At 63.5% G+C, this 19,146-nt stretch carries 15 protein-coding genes; 11 read left to right on the top strand and 4 right to left on the bottom strand.

All coding sequences use genetic code 11. The annotated features are described in order from the left end of the window. Nucleotides 1-5: 5 nt before the first annotated feature. The 8 genes from BLQ01_RS11495 to BLQ01_RS11530 are packed head-to-tail and all read left to right on the top strand — an operon-like array spanning nucleotide 6 to nucleotide 9,604. Nucleotides 6-1,070, top strand: coding sequence for a glycosyltransferase family 2 protein (locus tag BLQ01_RS11495; RefSeq protein WP_254779401.1), 1,065 nt, complete (start codon nucleotides 6-8; stop codon nucleotides 1,068-1,070). Next, nucleotides 1,067-2,563 (top strand): oligosaccharide flippase family protein, encoded by a 1,497-nt coding sequence (locus BLQ01_RS11500; protein WP_175493417.1) that lies wholly within the window; start codon nucleotides 1,067-1,069, stop codon nucleotides 2,561-2,563. The genes BLQ01_RS11495 and BLQ01_RS11500 overlap by 4 nt, the downstream gene beginning before the upstream one ends. Then, complete coding sequence (locus BLQ01_RS11505) at nucleotides 2,560-3,495, top strand: DUF6492 family protein (RefSeq protein ID WP_254779382.1); 936 nt, start codon at nucleotides 2,560-2,562, stop codon at nucleotides 3,493-3,495. The genes BLQ01_RS11500 and BLQ01_RS11505 overlap by 4 nt, the downstream gene beginning before the upstream one ends. Then, complete coding sequence (locus BLQ01_RS11510; RefSeq protein ID WP_091551819.1) at nucleotides 3,492-4,733, top strand: glycosyltransferase family protein; 1,242 nt, start codon at nucleotides 3,492-3,494, stop codon at nucleotides 4,731-4,733. Before BLQ01_RS11505 ends, BLQ01_RS11510 begins: the two co-directional genes overlap by 4 nt. Beyond that, nucleotides 4,730-6,178: an O-antigen ligase family protein gene (locus BLQ01_RS11515; protein ID WP_091551820.1), complete on the top strand. Its 1,449-nt coding sequence runs from the start codon at nucleotides 4,730-4,732 to the stop codon at nucleotides 6,176-6,178. The genes BLQ01_RS11510 and BLQ01_RS11515 overlap by 4 nt, the downstream gene beginning before the upstream one ends. Next, nucleotides 6,166-7,005, top strand: coding sequence for a YveK family protein (locus BLQ01_RS11520; protein WP_254779383.1), 840 nt, complete (start codon nucleotides 6,166-6,168; stop codon nucleotides 7,003-7,005). The genes BLQ01_RS11515 and BLQ01_RS11520 overlap by 13 nt, the downstream gene beginning before the upstream one ends. 20 nt (nucleotides 7,006-7,025) lie before the next feature. After that, entirely contained in the window at nucleotides 7,026-8,267 is a 1,242-nt protein-coding gene (epsE, locus tag BLQ01_RS11525; protein ID WP_091551822.1) for an exopolysaccharide biosynthesis GT4 family glycosyltransferase EpsE, read from the top strand. Continuing rightward, complete coding sequence (locus tag BLQ01_RS11530) at nucleotides 8,264-9,604, top strand: hypothetical protein (RefSeq protein ID WP_091551824.1); 1,341 nt, start codon at nucleotides 8,264-8,266, stop codon at nucleotides 9,602-9,604. Before epsE ends, BLQ01_RS11530 begins: the two co-directional genes overlap by 4 nt. Here BLQ01_RS11530 and BLQ01_RS11535 read toward each other — a convergent pair whose 3' ends face one another. The 3 genes from BLQ01_RS11535 to rfbB form a co-directional block, all read right to left on the bottom strand. After that, nucleotides 9,605-12,499, bottom strand: coding sequence for a WecB/TagA/CpsF family glycosyltransferase (locus tag BLQ01_RS11535; RefSeq protein ID WP_254779385.1), 2,895 nt, complete (start codon nucleotides 12,497-12,499; stop codon nucleotides 9,605-9,607). It lies immediately after the preceding gene. 189 nt (nucleotides 12,500-12,688) lie between these two features. Next, nucleotides 12,689-14,098, bottom strand: coding sequence for a sugar nucleotide-binding protein (locus BLQ01_RS11540; RefSeq protein ID WP_091551825.1), 1,410 nt, complete (start codon nucleotides 14,096-14,098; stop codon nucleotides 12,689-12,691). A 3-nt stretch (nucleotides 14,099-14,101) separates the two neighbouring features. Beyond that, a complete protein-coding gene (gene rfbB / locus BLQ01_RS11545) occupies nucleotides 14,102-15,100 on the bottom strand; it encodes a dTDP-glucose 4,6-dehydratase (protein ID WP_091551827.1) in 999 nt (332 codons plus the stop codon). 53 nt (nucleotides 15,101-15,153) lie between these two features. Between rfbB and rfbA the strand changes: the two genes are divergently transcribed. Continuing rightward, nucleotides 15,154-16,020 carry a glucose-1-phosphate thymidylyltransferase RfbA gene (rfbA, locus tag BLQ01_RS11550; protein WP_091551828.1) on the top strand — a complete coding sequence of 289 codons (867 nt, stop codon included), beginning with the start codon at nucleotides 15,154-15,156 and terminating at the stop codon, nucleotides 16,018-16,020. 7 nt (nucleotides 16,021-16,027) lie between these two features. Here the strand turns inward: rfbA and BLQ01_RS11555 are convergent, their stop codons facing one another. Further along, nucleotides 16,028-16,960: an aldo/keto reductase gene (locus BLQ01_RS11555; protein ID WP_091551830.1), complete on the bottom strand. Its 933-nt coding sequence runs from the start codon at nucleotides 16,958-16,960 to the stop codon at nucleotides 16,028-16,030. Between the two features lie 52 nt (nucleotides 16,961-17,012). On the opposite strand from BLQ01_RS11555, the gene BLQ01_RS11560 reads away from it, so the two are divergent. Both BLQ01_RS11560 and mshC read left to right on the top strand, forming a co-directional pair. Further along, complete coding sequence (locus tag BLQ01_RS11560) at nucleotides 17,013-17,846, top strand: undecaprenyl-diphosphate phosphatase (protein ID WP_026540694.1); 834 nt, start codon at nucleotides 17,013-17,015, stop codon at nucleotides 17,844-17,846. A 15-nt stretch (nucleotides 17,847-17,861) separates the two neighbouring features. Next, on the top strand, nucleotides 17,862-19,139 hold the full coding sequence (mshC, locus tag BLQ01_RS11565) for a cysteine--1-D-myo-inosityl 2-amino-2-deoxy-alpha-D-glucopyranoside ligase (protein ID WP_091551831.1): 1,278 nt from the start codon (nucleotides 17,862-17,864) through the stop codon (nucleotides 19,137-19,139). Nucleotides 19,140-19,146: the final 7 nt, after the last annotated feature.

The raw sequence follows: 19,146 nt of genomic DNA on the forward strand, positions 1-19,146 counted from the left end.
AATTGATGCGGCCCGTTCCCCTGCAGCAACCCGTGGACGTTTCCGTGGTGGTGCCGTGCTACAACTATGGGCGGTTCCTGCCTGAGGCCGTTGCCAGTGCCGTTGGGCAGGAGGGTGTGGACGTTGAGGTCATTGTGGTCGATGATGCCTCCACTGATGGCAGCGCCGCCGTGGCTTGGAGGTTGGCGTCCGAGGACTCCCGGATCAGCGTGGTGCTTCACGAAAGAAACCTGGGGCACATCGCAACGTACAACGACGGCCTCTCCAGGGCGCGGGGCCGGTACGTGACGCTGCTGTCCGCGGATGACTTGATAGCCCCCGGGGCACTGGCCCGGGCTGCGGCACTGATGGAAGCCAATCCGAAGGTGGGAATGGTGTACGGCCTTCCCCGGGACTTCACCGACAGGCCTCCGGGGCCCTCTTCGCACGAACACACCACGTGGACTGTGTGGGAGGGCAAGGAGTGGGTTTCCTTGGCATGTGCACGCGGGAGGAACTTCATCCTCTCGCCCGAAGTGGTCATGAGGACCGCTGCCGTGCTCAGTGTGGGCGCTTACAGCACCACCTTGCCGCACTCGGGGGACCTTGAGTATTGGCTTCGGGCTGCGGGTTCCTGGGATGTGGGAAGGATCAACGGGCCGGTCCAGGCTTTCTACCGGGTCCACGGGGCCAACATGCACCAAACCGAATTTGCGGCGGCCGCCGTCGACCTCAAGCACCGTCTCGAAGCCTTCCGGGTCCTCGAAGACCCAAGGTTCCCGGGGGATCCGAAAACTCGGGTGCGGCAGATGCAGCGGGCCAAGCGCGCCCTCAGCAGGGAAGCTGCACAGTCAGGGTTCAAGGAAATCAACGATCGGGGGTCGGTGGAAGCGGCCGTTGAACTCCGCAAATTCCTTGAGAGCCTCCACGAAGTTCCCGGGAACATCCACCGGGCCAATGCGTTGCAGGACAGGATCACCCAAGCCGCCTGTGGTCGGAGACCCGGGGCCGGCCGGCTGCTCACCGGGTTTGTGCGGAGCCAACTGGACCGCGTCCGTTGGCGGCTATGGGCCATGACGGGAATTTCATGACCACCGTCAGCGGCCAGGACCGTACCCTGGGCAACAGGGCTGCGAGCGCCACGCTGTGGGGTGGCCTCAACATGGCCTTGGGCAGGATTGTCCAGTTTGCCACCACCATCATTGTTGCCCGGATGCTCGCGCCGGAGCACTTCGGGGCGCTCGCGGTGGCCATTGTGGTCCAGACCATCGCCACGAACATGGCCGAGTTGGGCGCCACCGCCGCCCTGGCGCGCGGCACAGGGGATCCGGACAGGATTGCCCCTACAGTCTTCTCCATTGCCCTGGCTACCAGTGCCATCATGACGGCGGCAGCCATCGTCTTCGCGCCCGCCCTGGCAGCAGCGTTTGATGACCCTGCTGCGACGCCGGTGATCCAAGTGCTCTCGCTGACCATCCTGTTGCAAGGTGCCGGTGCCGTACCTTCGACCATGGTGTGGCGGGAGTTCCTGCAGAAGCCACGGGTGGTGGTTGATGTTTGCAGCGTGCTCAGCGTGCTGGTCCTCGTGGTGCCCATGGCGTTGGACGGTTGGGGAGCAATGGCGCTCGCATGGTCCAGGGTAGGTGGGCAGTTGGTTGCCCTGGCCGGCTATTGGATCATTACGCCCAAGAGGTTCGCGCCGGGGTTTGACCGGACGGTTGCTGTGGAAGTTCTGCGGCTGGGCGTGCCGCTGGCCATGGCCAACCTGGTGGTGTTCGTGACGCTGAACGTTGACTACCTCCTGATTGGCCGGATGCTGGATCCGACGGCGCTTGGCTTATATCTGCTCGCTTTCAATCTGGCGGGGTTGCCGAGCGCCGTCATCACATCGGTGATCAGGGCAACTGCCGTTCCGGTTTTCGGCCGCCTGTATACCGAGGGCAGGCTGGGGCTGCTGGCTGGCCGGTTCGTGGCTGGGGTTGCCTACGTCGCTTTTCCGATTTCGGCGTTGGTTGTTGGTTTGGCCCACCCGATGGTCCTGGCCTTTTTTGGATCCAGGTGGGAGCCCGCGTCGGTCGCCTTGGCCACTTTGGGGGTCTTCGGGGCGGCGAGGATTCTGGTTGAACTGTTCGCTGACCTTTCCGTCGGGGCGGGCCGGACAGCGTGGCTGTTCTGGGTTCAAGTGGCGTGGCTCGCAGTCCTGGTACCGGCCCTTTATTTTTCGATCCGGCAGTGGGGGATAGCGGGGGCAGGAATGGCGCATGCTGCCGCCGCCTGCCTGGTTGTCATCCCGTTGTACCTCAAGGTTCTGAGCTCTGTGTTGGGTGTCCGGGCTTGGGATCTGTTGCGTGGAAGTATTGCTCCCCTGTTGGCGGCAATAGCGGCCGGATATGTTGCCCGGCTTGCCACGATGGGCATCACGGAACCTTGGATGGCGGTTGTGCTGGGAAGTTTCCTGGGCGCAGCCGTTTATGTGCTGCTGACGTTCCGGCAGGGGAAACAACTGGCGGGGACTGTGCGTGGCTTGCTCGGGCAGGGGTCGTCCCTTCCAGTGGGGGTGCATGAAATGGAAGGGCCGGCATGATGGGGAAGCACCGGGCCACGAATCGGGGCACCTTGGGCAGCGGCGAGCTGGCAGTGGTGACTCCGAGCTATTTGCCGGATCGGGAGTTGTGCGGGGACCTCAACAACTCAGTGCTTGAGATGACTGATCCCGGCGTGGTGCACCACATAGTGGTGCCGGACCGCGATTTTCCTGCCTTCAGCGGCCTGCGCGGGCCCCGGACAGCAGTGCACGCAGCACGGGACTTCCTTCCGGCCTCGTTTTTCAGGTCCCCGGGTTTCAACGTTTGGATCAACGCAGCCCGCCCTTGGCCACCGGTCCGCGGGTGGATCGCCCAGCAGATCATCAAACTGGCTGTCGTGGCGCGGCTGGATGTCGCCGGGGCCCTGCTCCTGGACTCCGACAGTGTGCTCATCCGCCATACAACCCTTGATACGTTCCGCCGGAACGGACGCATTCCCCTTTACCAAGCGCCAGGCGCCGTTGACGCGACCCTTCCAGGGCACAGGCTCTGGCACGTCTCGGCCAGGCGGCTGCTGGGCCTTGCGCCTCCTCCGGCTGGAGACCTGACCGACTACATTTGCTGGCCGTGCTTGTGGGAGCCTTCGGTAGTGAGGGACATGCTCGGGCACGTCGAGGACGTCACGGGCCGGGACTGGTCCACCGCTGTCGGCGGGCAGCTTCACTTCTCTGAAATGATGCTCTACGGCCTCTATGTCGATGAAGTTGCCGGTGGCCCGGAGGCCACCGTCAGCGAAATGCAGGGGATCGTCCACTCCGCCGAAGTGCCCCTTGGCCAGGAGGAGATCGAGCATCTCCTGCGTGAGGCACCCCAGGACAAAAGCTTGTTGATGCTCTCCGCCAAAGCGGGGATACCCCTGGAGGTGCGCAGGCAGGCACTTCATTCGTTCCGCCACGCCTCCCTTGGCCCTGAAAGGGGGGATGCGCGGTGAGAGGCCTTGCAGGAAGGGTCATCAGCCAGGCGAGGCAGGATGGCTGGGGTTCGGTTGCCACCAAGGTGTTGCAAAGGACAGCTGTCAAAGCGCTGGAAAACCTGGCCTGGGCGGAGCCCACGCTTCCTGTTCGGCCCGAGGACATCGTGGACCTGGACAGGCGACGTGCGGCCGCCGGCGCCCGTCCCAGAACGGGCAGCCTTGACATCGGCTGGGTCTGCACACCGCCTGGGCCCGGTTCCGGGGGCCACACCACGTTTTTCCGCATGGTGCAGGCCTTGGCCGAGCGTGGCCATCGATGCACGCTCTTCCTTTACGATCGCAACAACGACGACGTGTCCCGGCATACCTCGGTCATCCGGCAATACTGGCCTGAAGTCAACGCCCGGATTCGGAGTGTGGCCGACGGCTTCGAAGGTATGGACGCGGCGGTTGCCAGTTCATGGCCAACCGCGTACGCGGCAGCGGCCCGGCGGGGGCCGGACCTACACAGCTTCTACTTCATCCAGGATTACGAGCCCTACTTCTATCCCCGCGGCACGTTGTATTGGCTGGCAGAGAACAGCTACAGCCTGGGATTCACCACCATCGGCCTCGGAGAGATGATCACCGCTGTGATGAAGGCAGAAACCGGGCAGGCTCCCGACGCCACGGTCCCGTTCGCCTGCGACACAGCTACCTACCGCCTCCTGGACAGGCCAGAGAGCCGGGCTTCCCGCCAAGGGGTGGTCTACTACGCCAAGCGTGCAGTGGATCGACGCGGCTACCTTTTGGCCAAACTGGCGTTGGAGCACTTCCACACGTTGCATCCGGAGCAGGAAATACACGTTTACGGAGACAAGATCACGGGGTGGTCCATCCCGGTGACAAACCATGGCAACCTCAGCCCGGCAGCACTGAATGATCTCTACAACCGCACCATCGCGGGGCTGGCCATCTCCTTTACCAACATTTCGCTCGTGCCAGAAGAACTGCTGGCCGCAGGCAACGTACCGGTGCTCAATGAATCGTCCTTCGCGGCACAGGTGATGAGGGACCCCGATGTTCTGTGGGCACCTGCCGCGCCCCGCAAGCTGGCAGAAGCACTCGCACAAGCTGTGGAGGCACCCGATATTTCCGCACGGGCCGCGGCGATCGCGCAGCGTCGGCGGCTGGACTGGTCGGTTTCCTGCGAAAACTTCGCCACGATCCTTGAATCGGTCTGTGCCAGGGAACCGGGAAGCCCGGGGCTGCCATGAAGATTTCAAGGACCCTCCCAAGCCTCCGGCGCCCCTCACCTCCCGTGCTGGATGACCTCGCTGCCGGCCGATCATCGGCGGGTCCGCACGTGCCCTTGCTGTTGAAGTTCGCCGCCTTCGGAATCTTCTTCTTTCCCTCCAACATGGTCCTGAAACCGCTGGGAGCCGTGGGGACCGTGCCGCTGTTGATCGCACTGCTGCTGTTGGCCGTGTGGATGTGTTCGGTCCTGTTTGGATTGACCAACCCTTTGGATACCCGGCACCCCGGGCGGATGGGCTTCGTCCTCCTCTGGGTGGGGACCTGTGCTTCCTATGCGGCCATGTACTCGGGCTACACAGGGGGCAGCGAAAGCCCTGCACGCGCAGCCGCTGACCGATGGCTGATTCTCCTGCTGGCCAGTGCAGGAATCATACTCGTCACTGCAGAGGCCGTCCGGACCTTGAACGCTGCCATGGCGTTGACCCGGGCCCTGTTGGCCGGAGCGGCATTCTGCTGCGTGGTGGCCGCAGTTCAATTCTTCTTCCGGGTTGATCCCATGCAATGGCTGCAAATGGCTATGCCGGGGTTCACCAACAACGGGGGAAACACAACGTTCCAGATACGAGGCTCGCTGATGCGGGTCTCGGGCAGCACTTTCCATTCCATCGAGATGGCCGTCATCTGCGCCATGCTCCTCCCACTGTCCATATGGAGGAGCCTGTATGACCCCCGAGGCAAAAAGTGGGTGCACTGGACCATCACAGCGCTTTTGGTCTTCGCCATCGCCTCCACAGTCTCACGGTCGGGGATCCTGGGCCTGTTGGCTGGGATGGCAGTGTTCCTGCCGTTCCTGCCCCGGCTGGCACGGCGTTGGGCCTTTGTTGCCGCCCCTGTCATTGTTGCCGCCCTGTTCCTTGGCGTACCAGGCCTGGTCGGCACCCTGGCATCCTCCCTGACAGCCGGAGACAGCGATCCCTCCATCACGACCCGGACCAACAACTATCCGCGGGTCGCTGCCATGGTCCAGGAGCATCCCCTGTTCGGTGTCGGCCCCGGAAACTACATGCCAACGAACGCCATACACATCCTTGACAACCAATACCTGAATGCAACTGTCACCATCGGACTGGTGGGACTGGTGGGTTTGATCGCCTACCTGACTTTTCCGGGCCTGTCCGCCCTCCTCGCAGCCCGGGCTTCGCGCCTCCCGGCACTGCGCTGCCTGGCGGGGGCGATCGCTGCGGCAGGAATCGTGGCCGCCATCTGCTCCCTGACCTTCGACTCCATGTCCTTCCCGGTCTTCGCCCTCACCTATCCCTTCATCGTTGGACTGGCCGGCGGAACCTGGAACATGGTCCGCCAGGAACTCGGCCTTGACAACAACGGTGCCGCACTGGAGAGCAAAAACCATTCACCAGAGAACACCAAGCAACTACTCCCCAAGGAGGAATCATGGACCCCGTAGCCGTCCTCAAAACCCTGTGGCGATACAAAGTCTTCGTACTCCCCGTCCTGTTACTGACGGCCGTGGCGGCGGTATACATGTTCTCCTACGCCCCACGAACCTACGAAGCCCGGACAACCTTCGCCATCGTCACCCCGCAAGTACCAACCTCGGAGCAAATCGAAAAGGATCCGGCCCTGGGCTTGCTCAACAGCGACAACCCCTATCTGCGGTCCGCCGATACCTCCCTCGTGGCCCAGGTTGCCGTGACCCGGTTGAACGATGTTGCCACCGGCGATCTCCTGGCCGCACAAGGCCTGAGCACCGACTACAAAGTGGAACGGCCCTCGGATGCCTTCCTGATCGACATCTCCGGAATCTCAGATGACAAAACGCAGGCCATCAATACAGCCAAAGCACTGGGGGAGCGCCTGGAACAAGACCTTCGAACCATCCAGACCATCAACGGAGCCTCCGACAGGTACCTGTTCACGGCGCTCGCCGTAGCCTCGCCCGGTAAGGCCACGGAGCAATTTTCCAGCAGGTTGAGGTCGGTCATAGTCGTTGTTGTTGCCGGTCTCGTTCTCACCTTGGGCTCGGTTTCACTGGCTCGTTCCGTCGAGGCCGCCAGGAACCGCGGAAGGAACCCGAAGGACGATTCCAGCAAACGCAGGGACCGCGGCAGCACCGAAACTGCTACCTCCGCCCTGGTCCTTCCAGGTAAGGACGCAATCAACGACAACAACGCGCTGCCGCCTTCGGAAATCCTTGCAGGACTCCACCCCCAGCTGAAACCCCGGGAAAGCAGGAGACCCACCGCCCCTGTTCAACCAACCAACAGCCGATAACGGCCAGGGAAGATGCAGCAATGACCAGATTCGGTTACCTGGTGCCGGAATTCCCGGGTCAAACGCACGCATTCTTCTGGCGTGAACTCAAAGCACTGATCGAGCTCGGCCACCAACCGGAGCCCGTTTCCACCCGACGCCCAAAACAGGAGGGCTCCATTCCTTCGTGGGCCGGGAACCACCTACCCGAAATCCATTACCTCACCCCGCCACGCATGGCGGATATCGGGGGCACAGCTACATCCGCCTTTGCCGGACTGGGGCACATGGACGCCCTTGCAGCAGCGTCCGGGCTGTTGCGCCGCACCTCCGGTACCACGGCGAAAATTTCGGACGTCCTTCGAACGGCCGGACTGTTTTGGGCAGGAGCCGCGCTTGCCCGGCACGCACAAGCAAGGGGGTGGTCACACATCCATGTCCATTCGTGCGCCCACGCTGCCCAGGCTGCGCTGTTCGCCCATATGCTCTCCGGAATCAGCTACAGCCTGACCCTCCATGGGCCCCTCAGTGACTACGGTCCAAACCAGCATCAGAAATGGACCAACGCCAAGTTCTCCATCGCCATCACTGAGCGGCTGCTGGCTGAAGTGCGGCAACAACTGGAAGGCTTCACGCCCCCGGACCTCAGCGTGGCGCCCATGGGTGTGGAACTGTCCACCTTCAGGCGCACCAACCCCTACATTCCCTGGGATGGCATCGGGACGGCACGGCTGTTCTGCTGCGGCCGGCTCAACCCCAGCAAAGGCTACGCGGAACTCCTCGCAGCGGTCCGCATCATCGCCAACACCGGAACAGATGTGGAGTTGACCATCGCCGGAGAGGACGAGCTCGGAGGCAGAGGTTACAGGGGAGCAGTGGAGAACATCATCAAGGAACTGGACCTAACCCACCGGGTAAGACTCCTGGGCGCCGTCTCCGAAGCCCGGATCAAGGAAGAGCTCGAGACAGCACACGTCTTCACCCTGGCCAGCCACCAGGAACCCCTGGGCGTGGCCATCATGGAAGCCATGGCCATGGAACTTCCCATAGTGGCAACATCCGCAGGCGGTGTCCCGGACCTGATCACCACCGGACACTCGGGTACTTTGGTGGCCCCGGGAAGCCCGGAGACCCTCGCAGATGCAATCCTTCACAATCTCCACCACCCCTCACTCTCCACAACCATGGGACAGCGGGCACGGAGAACCCTGGCCGAATCCTTTGACGTCTCCAAGAGCGCCCGCATCCTGGCCGCCCGCATCCAGACGGCAGGGCAACCATGAAGGGCAAAACACTGGGCCTCTTGGCCGGCTCAACGCTCGCCATCGCGACAGTCAGCCTGATCGCCGTCGTCGGTTCAAGCCCGGCGCCGGGTACCCCGGCGTCCCCGGCTCCTGAAACCTCCAACAGCCGCCCCGCCGTCCCGGCTTCCTCCCCGGTCCTGAGGGACGTGGACGGAGGCCCGGACTACTACGGCAAGTTCACCAACAGCCTCCCCACGGACCCTTCCTTCTTTCCTATCGGCGTATGGCTCGAAAGCGTCCTGGATCGAGGCAACACTGCCATGGACGCCGCAGCGGGCCTGAACACCTACGTTGAATTGACAGGGAACTCAGACGTTCAGTTAATCAAGGACGCCGGCATGTACGCGCTGCCCACTTTCGGGCATGAAGCTGCCGCCGGATTCGTCCTCAGCGATGAAGTGGACATGTGGGCCGGACCGGGGGATGCCCGTTGGACAGGAAAATACCCCGGTGAAGGTGCACCGTGTTTCCCTGCCGGTACACCGTGCGGGTACACCATACAAAAGGAACGGCGCGCGACCGCACCACAGGGCGCCCTGCTCTATTCCAACTACGGCAAAGGCGTCACCTTTTGGGAATCCGACGAGGAAGCGCACGGATTCATCCGGGGAGTCCAGGACGTGGTTTCCGCCGACAACTACTGGTTTACCGATCCCAACATCTGCGGCAAAGGCGAAGGCGGCGCGATCATCGGATACACGAGGGACCTGACCCGTGAGGAATGCCGGCTCGCCGCCAACTACGGCTGGACGATCGACAGACTGCGAAAACTCCAGGACCCCGGCGCCGGAATTCCTGTGTGGGCGTTCGTGGAGAACGGCCACCCGTCAGGGGACGTCCCCAACACCACCACCATCACGGGCCCCGAACTCAGGGCCGCCGTGTGGAGCAGCCTCATCCACGGTGCCAGGGGAATCATCTATTTCAACCACAATTTCGGCGGTGAGTGCGTCACCCAACACGTAATAAGGGACTGCGGCCGGAACATCGTGCCGACGCTGACCGCCGTCAACCACCAAATCACCACACTCGCCCCGGTACTGAACGCCCCCTTCCTCGACGGCGCCACCACCGCAGCAGGTCCGGTGGATGTCACCACCAAACTCCATGACGGAAAGGTCTACGTGTTCGCCGGGGCCAACAAGAACACCGGCGGTCCGGCAAGCTTCCGCCTCCAATGCGGCGGCAGCACCGCCGTCGTGATTGACGAAAACCGCACCATCCCGGTGGTCGAGGGCACCTTCACCGACACTTTCGCCGACGGCAATGCCGTCCACCTCTACCGCATCGAAGGCGGCGGGAGCTGCGGCTTCTGACTACCGGCTGGTCTCGTCCCGCTCCCAGCCGTGTGCCGCCTTGCGCTCCAACAGCGGACGACGGCGGCCGGCCACGGCGAAGGCACCGTAGACCATGGCGTCAATCGCCGAAAACGGCCCGGTGATCGAGCCCAGCAGCTCCCGGACAGTCCGGGACGTCGACGCTCCGGCCTCCTGCCCGTCCTGTTCGGCATTGCCACGGTAACCCCGGCGCAGCACAGCCAACAGGGCAGAGCGCGTCCGTGGAGTCCTCACCACCACAGGCGCGGCGGGCAGCACAGCCTTCTCCAGCCCACTGAAAAGCCGATCAACGTAGTAGTCATCGCCCGTCAACGCCGGGAAGCTGCCCAGACGCTCATGCCCCACCCTGCCCAGGGCATAAGCCCCCGCACCCCAAAGACCCTGCGCAGTGGAAGGGATCCTCGCCCGCGCCCGGTAGTAGGAACGCACCAAGGGCGACGCTCCGGCCGTCTCATAACGGAAAGCAGGCCGCGCAGCCAGCACCGGACCGCTAGCAAGGGACACCAGGACAGCAGCAACCGCCTCCGTACTGACCTCTATGTCCGCATCAAGGTAGAGGCGGGGCCACAGACTTGCTTCCTGGTCCGCCGCATTCAACGCAGCCGCTTTTGACGCGGCCTCCACCCGAAGGACCAGGACCCCGGGAAACCCTGCAGCAACGTCCTCCGTCCCATCCGTACACCCGTTGCACGCCACAATGACCTCCACAGTGCCCCAAGCAAGCACTTCCTCCAAGGACCGCAGCGTCCTACCGATGACGGACGCCTCATTGTGGGCAGGAATGATCACCGCCCCGGCAGGCGGAGCCATCCCAGCAAGGGGAGCCGCCCCGGCAGGCGGAACTATTCCAGCAAGGGGATCCGTCCCCGCAACGGAGACACCCCTGGTTGCCTGCGGCAACGCCCTCCACCGCCTGTGGTCGACCAAAGCCAAGGCGGCCTCCCGATGCCCAGGCTTATGGAGCCGGAGAAGCTCCGCAACCAACGCCACCGCCGTAAACGCGGCCACCGCGCCCCGGCCACCATACTTCGCCGCGTACCGGACACGATTCACCGACATCAACGCCGTCAACTGAGGCGAACTCCCGGAACCCCCACGCTCATGCCACATCCGCGCCAGCGGCTCAAACCAAATCGAACGGCCCGAGTCACGCACCCTCCGGCAATAGTCCGTCTCCTCCGAGTACAGGAAGAACTGCTCATCCCAGCCACCCACCGCCCTGGCAGTATCAGCACTGATCAGCAACGCCGCCCCCGTGGCCCAATCGACGCGGTGCGCATGAAGGTAACTCTCCGAATCAAAGTCCATCTCGGACAACCACCCCGGCCTGCCCTGCACCCGGCCACCCAGGGCCGCGTCACCCAGCGCTCGCAGAAGGCCCGGCTCCCGGCGCAACGACGGGTACACGGTGCCGTCGTCATCCAGCAGGACCGGAACCACCACCCCGGCGTTGGACAGGGCCATCCTTCGACGCAGCGCTGCTACCGCCCCTCGCTCCACCCGCAAGTCCGGGTTGAGGATCAGGTACGCGTCCGCATCTCCGGCTACACGCATGGCGGCATTGATGCCGCCGGCGTACCCGAGGTTTCCTCCGGTAGGCACCGCTACGACGTCCGGATGCAGCTTCACCTCGGCCATGGTGAGGTCATCGGGGGAGTTGTCCGCCACCACAACCCTGATGGACTGTTCCGCCGTTTCTTCCCGTAAGCCGGCAATCAGCGTCGCGACGTCGTCGGCATTGTTGTACGTCACCACCAGTACGGCGACGTCGGCCCTGGCCCCGGCCGGGACGAACAGCCCCGGAGCACGGCTGGGCCCGTCCTCCGGGGTGCCGGGAATTGTCATTGCACTCAAAGGCGGGACCGTCCCCGGACCTGGCGCTGGCACCGGCACCGCTACTGCCGGTCCGTGCACGGCCGGGACTGGCACTGGCACCGGCACAGCCGCGCTGCTGGACGTGCGCAGCGTGAGGTAAGCCCCCGGTCCTTCCAGAAGGTACCGGCGCGCCAGCCGCCGCGGTTCGAGCATCAGCCGCCATGCCCATTCCAGTGAATGGCTGCTGACCCACGCAGGAGCGCGCATGATCCTGCCGGCCAGGAAATCAACAACCGCACCGAAGGCCAGAAGGACGTTGGCCCCTGTCAGCTGACCATATTCGGCAATCCAGAGCTCCTGCCGGGGCTTTCCCAAGCCAACCACCAGCAGGTCCACGGCCGAGGCAGCGATGTCCGCCGCCAGCTCCCGGGATGCGCTGACGTCATGGAGCACCGGACGCTCCGGGGCCCACCAGCCCGCTACGTGCAAACGGGGCCGTTCCCGGGCAAACCTGTCCCGGATGAGCTCCTGCGCCTGCGGGCTGCCACCAAGGAAACCTACCCGGAGGCCCCGGCGTTCGGCGTCGTCCAGCAAGGGTCCCACCAGATCGCTGCCGGCAAGCCGCGGCCACTGCTTGCCTGTGATCCTGGCCGCCGCTGACACCAAAGGGGCCCCGTCAAGCAATGTCAGCCAGTCCACCAGGGCAGGCTGGTCCAACGTTCCGTTCCACCGGCTCCCTGTACCGAAATGGCGCAGGTGGTCCAGGTTGGCCGAACAAACGCCCAAGGGCTTGGCGCCACCGGCCTGTGCCCGGTCCATGATCAATCCCACGGCGTGTTCGAAGTCCGTCAACTTCACAGGGGCGCCACCCAGGGTGATCCACCGTTCGTCAGGGAGTTCCTCCTGTACCGCCCGGGCTGCGCGGGTCCGAACCCGGCCGGGACCGGCTTTGGAGCCTCGGCCGTGGGGGTTGAACAGCAGCGCACTGCCATTGACCTGCATGGCCGAAGGAGGGTGGGGGAGTGCGACTTGTCGGTGCGCAATCTTTGGCAGCAGCATTCTTGGCTCTCCAGGCTTCCGGGTCCAGCTCAGGACACAACAACTGGGCCGGCGATCCATGCTGCTGCACTGCCTGGATCGCCGCGGACAGCCACGGCTGCCCGTCCATCGTGTTCACTTGAGTTGTCTCCCGGCCCTGCCTCGGATGGGCTGCCGTAGGGCCACTGTAGGCCCTTTTTGCGGACGCCGCTAGGTTTCCAATCCGTCCAGGTATTCCGCCATGCGCTGCATCGCCGGCGCGGGGTCGAATCCCGTGGCCCGGATCTTGGATAAGTCCAAAACACTGCTTCGGGGCCTTGGGGCTGTACCTGGTCCGGCGTAGTTTGCCGTGCTGACAGGTTTTACCAGCCCGGGATCAGCCCCGATGTGCCGGAAAACATCCCTGGCGAGGCCGGCCCATGATGTCCGTTCGCCGCTGTTGCTGACGTTGTACGTGCCGTAGGGGGCGCCGCTGTCCAGGAGGTGGCGGATCGCTGCAGCAATGTCAGCTGCGAAGCTGAGCCTGCCCCACTGGTCTTCAACCACCGACGGCGACGAACCCTGCGTTGCCAGTGCGGCCATTGTTCGAACAAAGTTTCGACCCTCTCCCACCACCCAGCTGGTCCGCACGATGTAATGCCTGGGTACTGTGGCCGCTGCCAGGTCTCCGGCGGCTTTGCTTTGGCCGTAGACCCCCAGGGGACTGGGGCTTTCGTCCTCCCGGTGCACGTCTGCGGTTCCATCGAAGACGTAGTCGCTGGAGATATGGACCAGCGTCAGTGAATGTTCGACGGCGGTCCTCGCCAAGCGGGCCACCGCAACTGCGTTGGTGGCCCAGGCAGCTGCGCGGCCCTCCGGTGTTTCGGCAGCGTCCACTCCCGTGAAAGCCGCTGCGTTGATGATGGTGGAGTATTCCCGCCAGTCCCTGGCACCATCCGGCTTCCCGGTTACAAGATCGAAGTCCGCGCGGCCCGCGAATTCCACGCTTCCGTCTTCTGCGTACACAGCACGCAGGGCTTTGCCGAGTTGTCCGTCCGCCCCGATGACCAGGGTCCGCCGCGGTTGCATGGGCTTGACGTCCTTCAAGCGGGGGTGTTTTTGGTCCTGGGGCGACAACACGGCCTGGTTGAGGGGAATTGGCCACGGTACCGCCACATGCTCATCGGCGGCATTGAGGAAGGTGTAATGCTTCTGCGCCTCCGCGCTCCAGTGATCGTTGACCAGGTACGCGTACGCCGTGTTGTCCTCCAGCGTTTGGAAAGCATTCCCCACGCCCCGGGGAACATAAATTGCGTCCTTTGCCGTCATCTCGGCGCAGAACATGGTGCCGAATCCGGGTCCTTCCCGCAGGTCCACCCAGGCCCCGAAGATTTTCCCTGTGGCCAACGAAATGAACTTGTCCCACGGTTCGGCGTGGATTCCGCGCGTTGTACCCCGGACGGCGTTGAAGGAGATGTTGTTTTGCACCGGCCCGAAATCCGGAAGCCCCAACTCCAGCATCTTCTCCCGATGCCAGTTTTCCTTGAACCACCCCCGCTCGTCGCCGTGAACCGGCATCTCAAACAGCACCAGCCCGGGAATGGTCGTAGTCCGCGAACGGAGCTGCTGTGAAGGTTCCACGGCTTAGTGGCCCTGGCCGGCGTATTTGGATTCCGTGGAGGCTTTCTGTGGCCGCCACCAGGCTTCGTTTTCCCGGTACCAATCGATGGTGTCAGCCAGACCGGCGTCGAAATCCGAGTAACGGGGCGACCAACCGAGCTCCCTTCGGAGCTTGGTTGAATCAATGGCATAGCGGAGGTCATGTCCGGGGCGGTCGGTCACCAGATCGTAAGCGTCGACGGGCAGCCCCGTGATGGCCAGCAGCTTCTCCACCACTTCCCGGTTGGACCGTTCTCCGTTTGCCCCAATCAGGTAGGTCTCGCCCAAGCGGCCACCTTCAAGAATCGCCATCACGGCGGAGGAATGGTCTTCCACATGGATCCAGTCCCGGATGTTCCGCCCGTTGCCGTAGAGGCGCGGACGGGAGCCTTCAAGGATGTTGGTGATCTGGCGGGGAATGAACTTCTCGACGTGCTGGTAGGGCCCGTAGTTGTTGGAGCAATTGCTGATGGTTGCTTTGAGGCCGAAGGACCTGACCCATGCCCTCACCAGCAGGTCCGAACCCGCCTTCGTGGCAGAGTACGGGCTGGTGGGACAGTAGAGGGATTCCTCGGTAAACCGGGCGGGGTCATCCAAGGCAAGGTCGCCGTAGACCTCGTCGGTGGAGATGTGATGGAACCGGGTCCCGTACTTTCGTGCGGCCTCGATCAGGGTGAAAGTTCCCAGCAGGTTGGTGTCGATGAAGGGCCGGGGTTCTTCCAGGGAGTTGTCGTTGTGGGATTCTGCGGCAAAGTGCACCACAGCGTCCACGTCGGAAGTCAGCGGCTCCACCGTTGCAGCATCGCAAATGTCGCCGCGAACAAAGGTGAACCGTTCAGGCGGCAAACCGGCCAGGGATCCGGCATTGCCTGCATAGGTCAATTTATCCAAGACCGTGACATGCAGGCCGGTGTGCTCCATGATGTAGTGGACAAAGTTGCATCCGATGAATCCGGCCCCGCCGGTGACAAGGATTCTCTGCATGGCCCTAGAGTAGCCGTCCGCGGCGGGACTGGGCACAGGTGAGGACGGCAGGTTTGCGAGGAATTATTCTTGCAGGTGGAACTGGCTCAAGGCTTCATCCCATCACGCTCGGAATCAGCAAGCAGTTGGTTCCGGTGTTCGATAAACCCATGATCTACTACCCCCTGTGCACGCTGATGCTTGCCGGGATCCGCGATGTCCTGATCATCACCACGCCCGGCGATGCCGCCCAATTCCAGCGGCTTTTGGGCGACGGCTCACAGTTCGGCATCAACCTCACGTACGCAGAGCAGCCGACGCCGGACGGGCTGGCCCAGGCGTTCATCCTGGGGGAGGAGCACATCGGGAGCGGCAAGGTGGCCCTCATCCTCGGGGACAACATCTTTAACGGTCCCGGCATGGGCAACCAGTTGCGCCACTACGTGGACGTCGACGGCGGTGCCATCTTTGGCTATTGGGTCAAGGATCCCTCCGCCTACGGCGTGGTGGAGTTCGACGACGACGGCCTGGCGGTATCCATCGAAGAGAAACCGGCCGCGCCCAAAAGCAACTACGCGGTTCCTGGTTTGTACTTCTATGACAACGACGTAGTCGCCATGGCAAAAGACCTTGAGCCATCGCCCCGGGGGGAACTGGAGATTACGGACATCAACAGGAAGTACATGGAACGTGGCAGGCTGCATGTGCAGAAATTCCCGCGTGGAACCGCATGGCTGGACACCGGGACCTTCAGCGACCTCAATGATGCTTCGAACTACGTCCGCACCACTGAGAACCGGCAGGGGCTGAAGATCGGAGCGCCGGAGGAAGTTGCCTGGCGGATGGGATACCTGAACGACGACGAACTGCGTCAACAGGCCGCCAAGCTGGCCAAGAGCGGGTATGGCAGCTACCTGCTGGATATTCTGGACCGCCGCTAGGAAGCAGCTACGCGGCTGAGACGTCCTCCAGCGCACGTCCAATCTCGGCCGGCAGGGCCGTCAACTGCGCGTCCAGCAGTTCCTTGAGCTGGACGGCGTTCCTCGCGCCGACAACTGCCGTTGCCACACCTGGCCGCGACAACAGCCAGCTCAGGGAAACATCCATCGGAGAGCGCCCCAATCCGCGTGCGGCCATGGCCACCGCTTCCACCACCCGCGAGGCCCTCGGCTCCAGGTACGGCTCCACGTAGGCAGCCAGGCGGTTCTGGGCGGCACGTGAATCTGCTGGTATCTGCCCACGGTACTTTCCGCTCAGGACGCCCCGGCCCAACGGAGCCCACGCCATGAGGCCCAGTCCGGCGTCCTCCACGGCAGGAATCAGTTCCGATTCAGCCTTGCGCTGGACCAAGGAATACTCCGACTGGTTGGCCACCAGCGTGAAGCCTGCCACGGCAGCGGCTTTTGCGGTCTGCCAGCCGTTGTAGTTGGAAATTCCCACGTAACGGGCACGGCCCGTCCGCTGGGCAAGTTCCAACGCCGAAAGGGTCTCGTCGAGGGGAACGTTGGGGTCCCACTCGTGGGCGAACCAGATGTCGATGTAGTCGGTTCCAAGCCTTGCCAAGCTGGCATCGAGCGCGGAAAGCATGGCCCCGCGCGAGGCGTTGATGCTGCGCCGGGAGTCCGACAACGACACGCCGGCTTTGGTGGAGATGACCAGCTCGGAGCGGGCCACGACATCGCCCAGCATGGAACCGAGCATGGCCTCGGCCTGGCCCTGCGCAGAGGAGGCCGCCGTATCAACCACCGTGCCGCCGGCAGCGACGAATGCTTGCAGGACTTCGGCAGCGTCCTGCTCGTCGGTCTCTTGCGCCCAGGACATGGTTCCGAGGGACAAGGCGGACACGCGGAACCCACTGTTCCCGACATAACGCTGCTGCATAGCTGCTAGCTTACGGGGAGTTCCCAGTCTTCATGACGTAGGGTCTATTCACGTGAACTGGATTGAAGCTGCCTTGCTGGGCCTGGTGCAGGGCCTTACCGAATTCCTCCCGATCTCTTCGAGCGCACACCTGCGGATCGTCGGCTCGTTCCTCCCGAACGCCTCCGATCCCGGTGCCGCGTTTACTGCCATCACGCAGCTGGGAACAGAGACAGCCGTGATCGTCTACTTCTGGCGCGACATCGTCAGGATCATCCGCGCCTGGTTCGGGTCCCTGACAGGCAAGGTGGAGCGCAACAATCCCGATGCCCGCATGGGATGGCTCGTCATCCTTGGCAGCCTTCCGATCATCGTCCTGGGCTTGCTGTTCCAGGACCAGATCGAGTCGGTGCTTCGGAGCATGTGGATCGTCGCCACCATGCTGATCGTTTTCGGCATGATCCTCGCCGTTGCGGACGCGATCGGACGGCAGGAGAGGGATCTCACACAGCTGACCTACAAGCACGGCATCCTGTACGGCTTCGCCCAGGCCATGGCTTTGATTCCCGGAGTCTCCCGCTCCGGCGGAACCATCACGGCCGGACTGCTGATGGGCTACACCCGTGAGGCCGCTGCGCGGTATTCGTTCCTGCTCGCCATCCCGGCAGTATTCGGCAGTGGCCTGTACCAGCTGTACAAGACGGTTTCCCACGATGGACTGGCCGGTCCGTATGGCCTGGCAGAGACTGCAATGGCAACCGTCATCGCCTTCGTGGTGGGCTACATCATCATTGGATGGTTCCTGAAGTTCGTCTCCACCCGCAGCTACCGGTTGTTCGTCTGGTACCGGATTCTGCTGGGACTGGCGTTGTATGTCCTCCTCTATTTCGGTGTCATCAGTGCCTAGCACTAAGGTTGAGTCGTGAAATCGTGGACCTCCCGCCCTGTTCCTGAGCTGCCCGGCAGCATGCCGCAACTACGCCTGTTCGACACAGCCCTTGGCCGTGTAGTGGAGGTTGAGCGGCAACCGGAACAGTCCATGTACGTCTGCGGCATCACGCCGTACGACGCAACCCATATGGGCCATGCAGCAAGTTACGTGGCCTTCGACCTCCTGAACCGGGCCTGGCGCGACGCTGGCCTGCGCGTCTCCTACGTCCAAAATGTCACGGACATCGATGACCCCCTGCTCGAGCGCGCCACCGCCACGGGCGTGGACTGGCGCGAATTGGCCCAGAGCCAGATCGAGCTGTTCCAGACCGACATGGACGCACTGAACGTGCTGGCACCGAACCACTACATCGGCGCCGTCGAGGCCATCCCGGACATCGTGCCGGCCATCGAGCGCCTTCTTGCGGACGGCGTTGCCTACCGGGTGCCCGGTACCGACGGCGAACCTGACGGCGATGTCTATTACGACGTCGAAATGGCCGGCAAGCGCTCGGACGCAACAGACGCCTGGACACTGGGGGATGTCTCCGGACTCGGTGAGGCAGAGATGCTGGCGCTCTTCGCCGAACGCGGCGGAGACCCCGCACGGCCCGGAAAACGCCATGCACTTGATCCGCTGCTCTGGCGCGCCGCCCGTGACGGCGAGCCCAGTTGGCCAGGGGCAAGCCTCGGAGACGGCCGGCCTGGCTGGCACATTGAATGCACGGTCATCGCGCAGAAATACCTCCCCGCACCCTTCACTGTCCAAGGTGGGGGCTCGGACCTCGTCTTCCCGCACCACGAAATGGGAGCCGGCCACGCCTACTCCCTGTCCGGAGTGCCGTTGGCGCAGCACTATTCCCACGCGGGCATGGTGGGCCTGGACGGAGAAAAGATGAGCAAGTCCAAGGGCAACCTTGTCCTTGTCTCCAAGCTCCGCGCAGCCGGTGAAGAACCAGCAGCCATCCGTCTGGCCATCCTGGCCAACCATTACCGCTCGGACTGGTCATGGACCGAGGAAGAGTTCGCCGCAGCGAAGAAGCGGCTGGCGCGGTGGCGTGATGCCGCCGGGCACGCCCCTGCAGGTTCCGCAGGACCTCTGGTGACCGCCATGCGCAGCGAGCTGGCCAACGACCTCAACGCCCCCGGAGCCATTGCCGCGATCGACGAGTGGGCCGATGTCACGCTCCGGGCCAACGCCACAGCTTCGGAACAGGACAGTGCCCTGATCTCAGACGCAATCAACGCATTGCTGGGCGTGGAACTCTAAGCCCTCA

The sequence above is a fragment of the Arthrobacter sp. UNCCL28 genome (assembly GCF_900102805.1).
Taxonomy (GTDB): Bacteria; Actinomycetota; Actinomycetes; order Actinomycetales; family Micrococcaceae; genus Arthrobacter; species Arthrobacter nicotinovorans_A.

Bases quoted from the DNA above. Each gene is read 5' to 3' on its own strand.
- BLQ01_RS11495 (WP_254779401.1), top strand. From the start codon at position 6: ATGCGGCCCGTTCCCCTGCAGCAACCCGTGGACGTTTCCGTGGTGGTG.
- BLQ01_RS11500 (WP_175493417.1), top strand. From the start codon at position 1,067: ATGACCACCGTCAGCGGCCAGGACCGTACCCTGGGCAACAGGGCTGCG.
- BLQ01_RS11505 (WP_254779382.1), top strand. From the start codon at position 2,560: ATGATGGGGAAGCACCGGGCCACGAATCGGGGCACCTTGGGCAGCGGC.
- BLQ01_RS11515 (WP_091551820.1), top strand. From the start codon at position 4,730: ATGAAGATTTCAAGGACCCTCCCAAGCCTCCGGCGCCCCTCACCTCCC.
- BLQ01_RS11520 (WP_254779383.1), top strand. From the start codon at position 6,166: ATGGACCCCGTAGCCGTCCTCAAAACCCTGTGGCGATACAAAGTCTTC.
- epsE (WP_091551822.1), top strand. From the start codon at position 7,026: ATGACCAGATTCGGTTACCTGGTGCCGGAATTCCCGGGTCAAACGCAC.
- BLQ01_RS11530 (WP_091551824.1), top strand. From the start codon at position 8,264: ATGAAGGGCAAAACACTGGGCCTCTTGGCCGGCTCAACGCTCGCCATC.
- BLQ01_RS11535 (WP_254779385.1), bottom strand. From the start codon at position 12,499: ATGCTGCTGCCAAAGATTGCGCACCGACAAGTCGCACTCCCCCACCCT.
- rfbB (WP_091551827.1), bottom strand. From the start codon at position 15,100: ATGCAGAGAATCCTTGTCACCGGCGGGGCCGGATTCATCGGATGCAAC.
- BLQ01_RS11555 (WP_091551830.1), bottom strand. From the start codon at position 16,960: ATGCAGCAGCGTTATGTCGGGAACAGTGGGTTCCGCGTGTCCGCCTTG.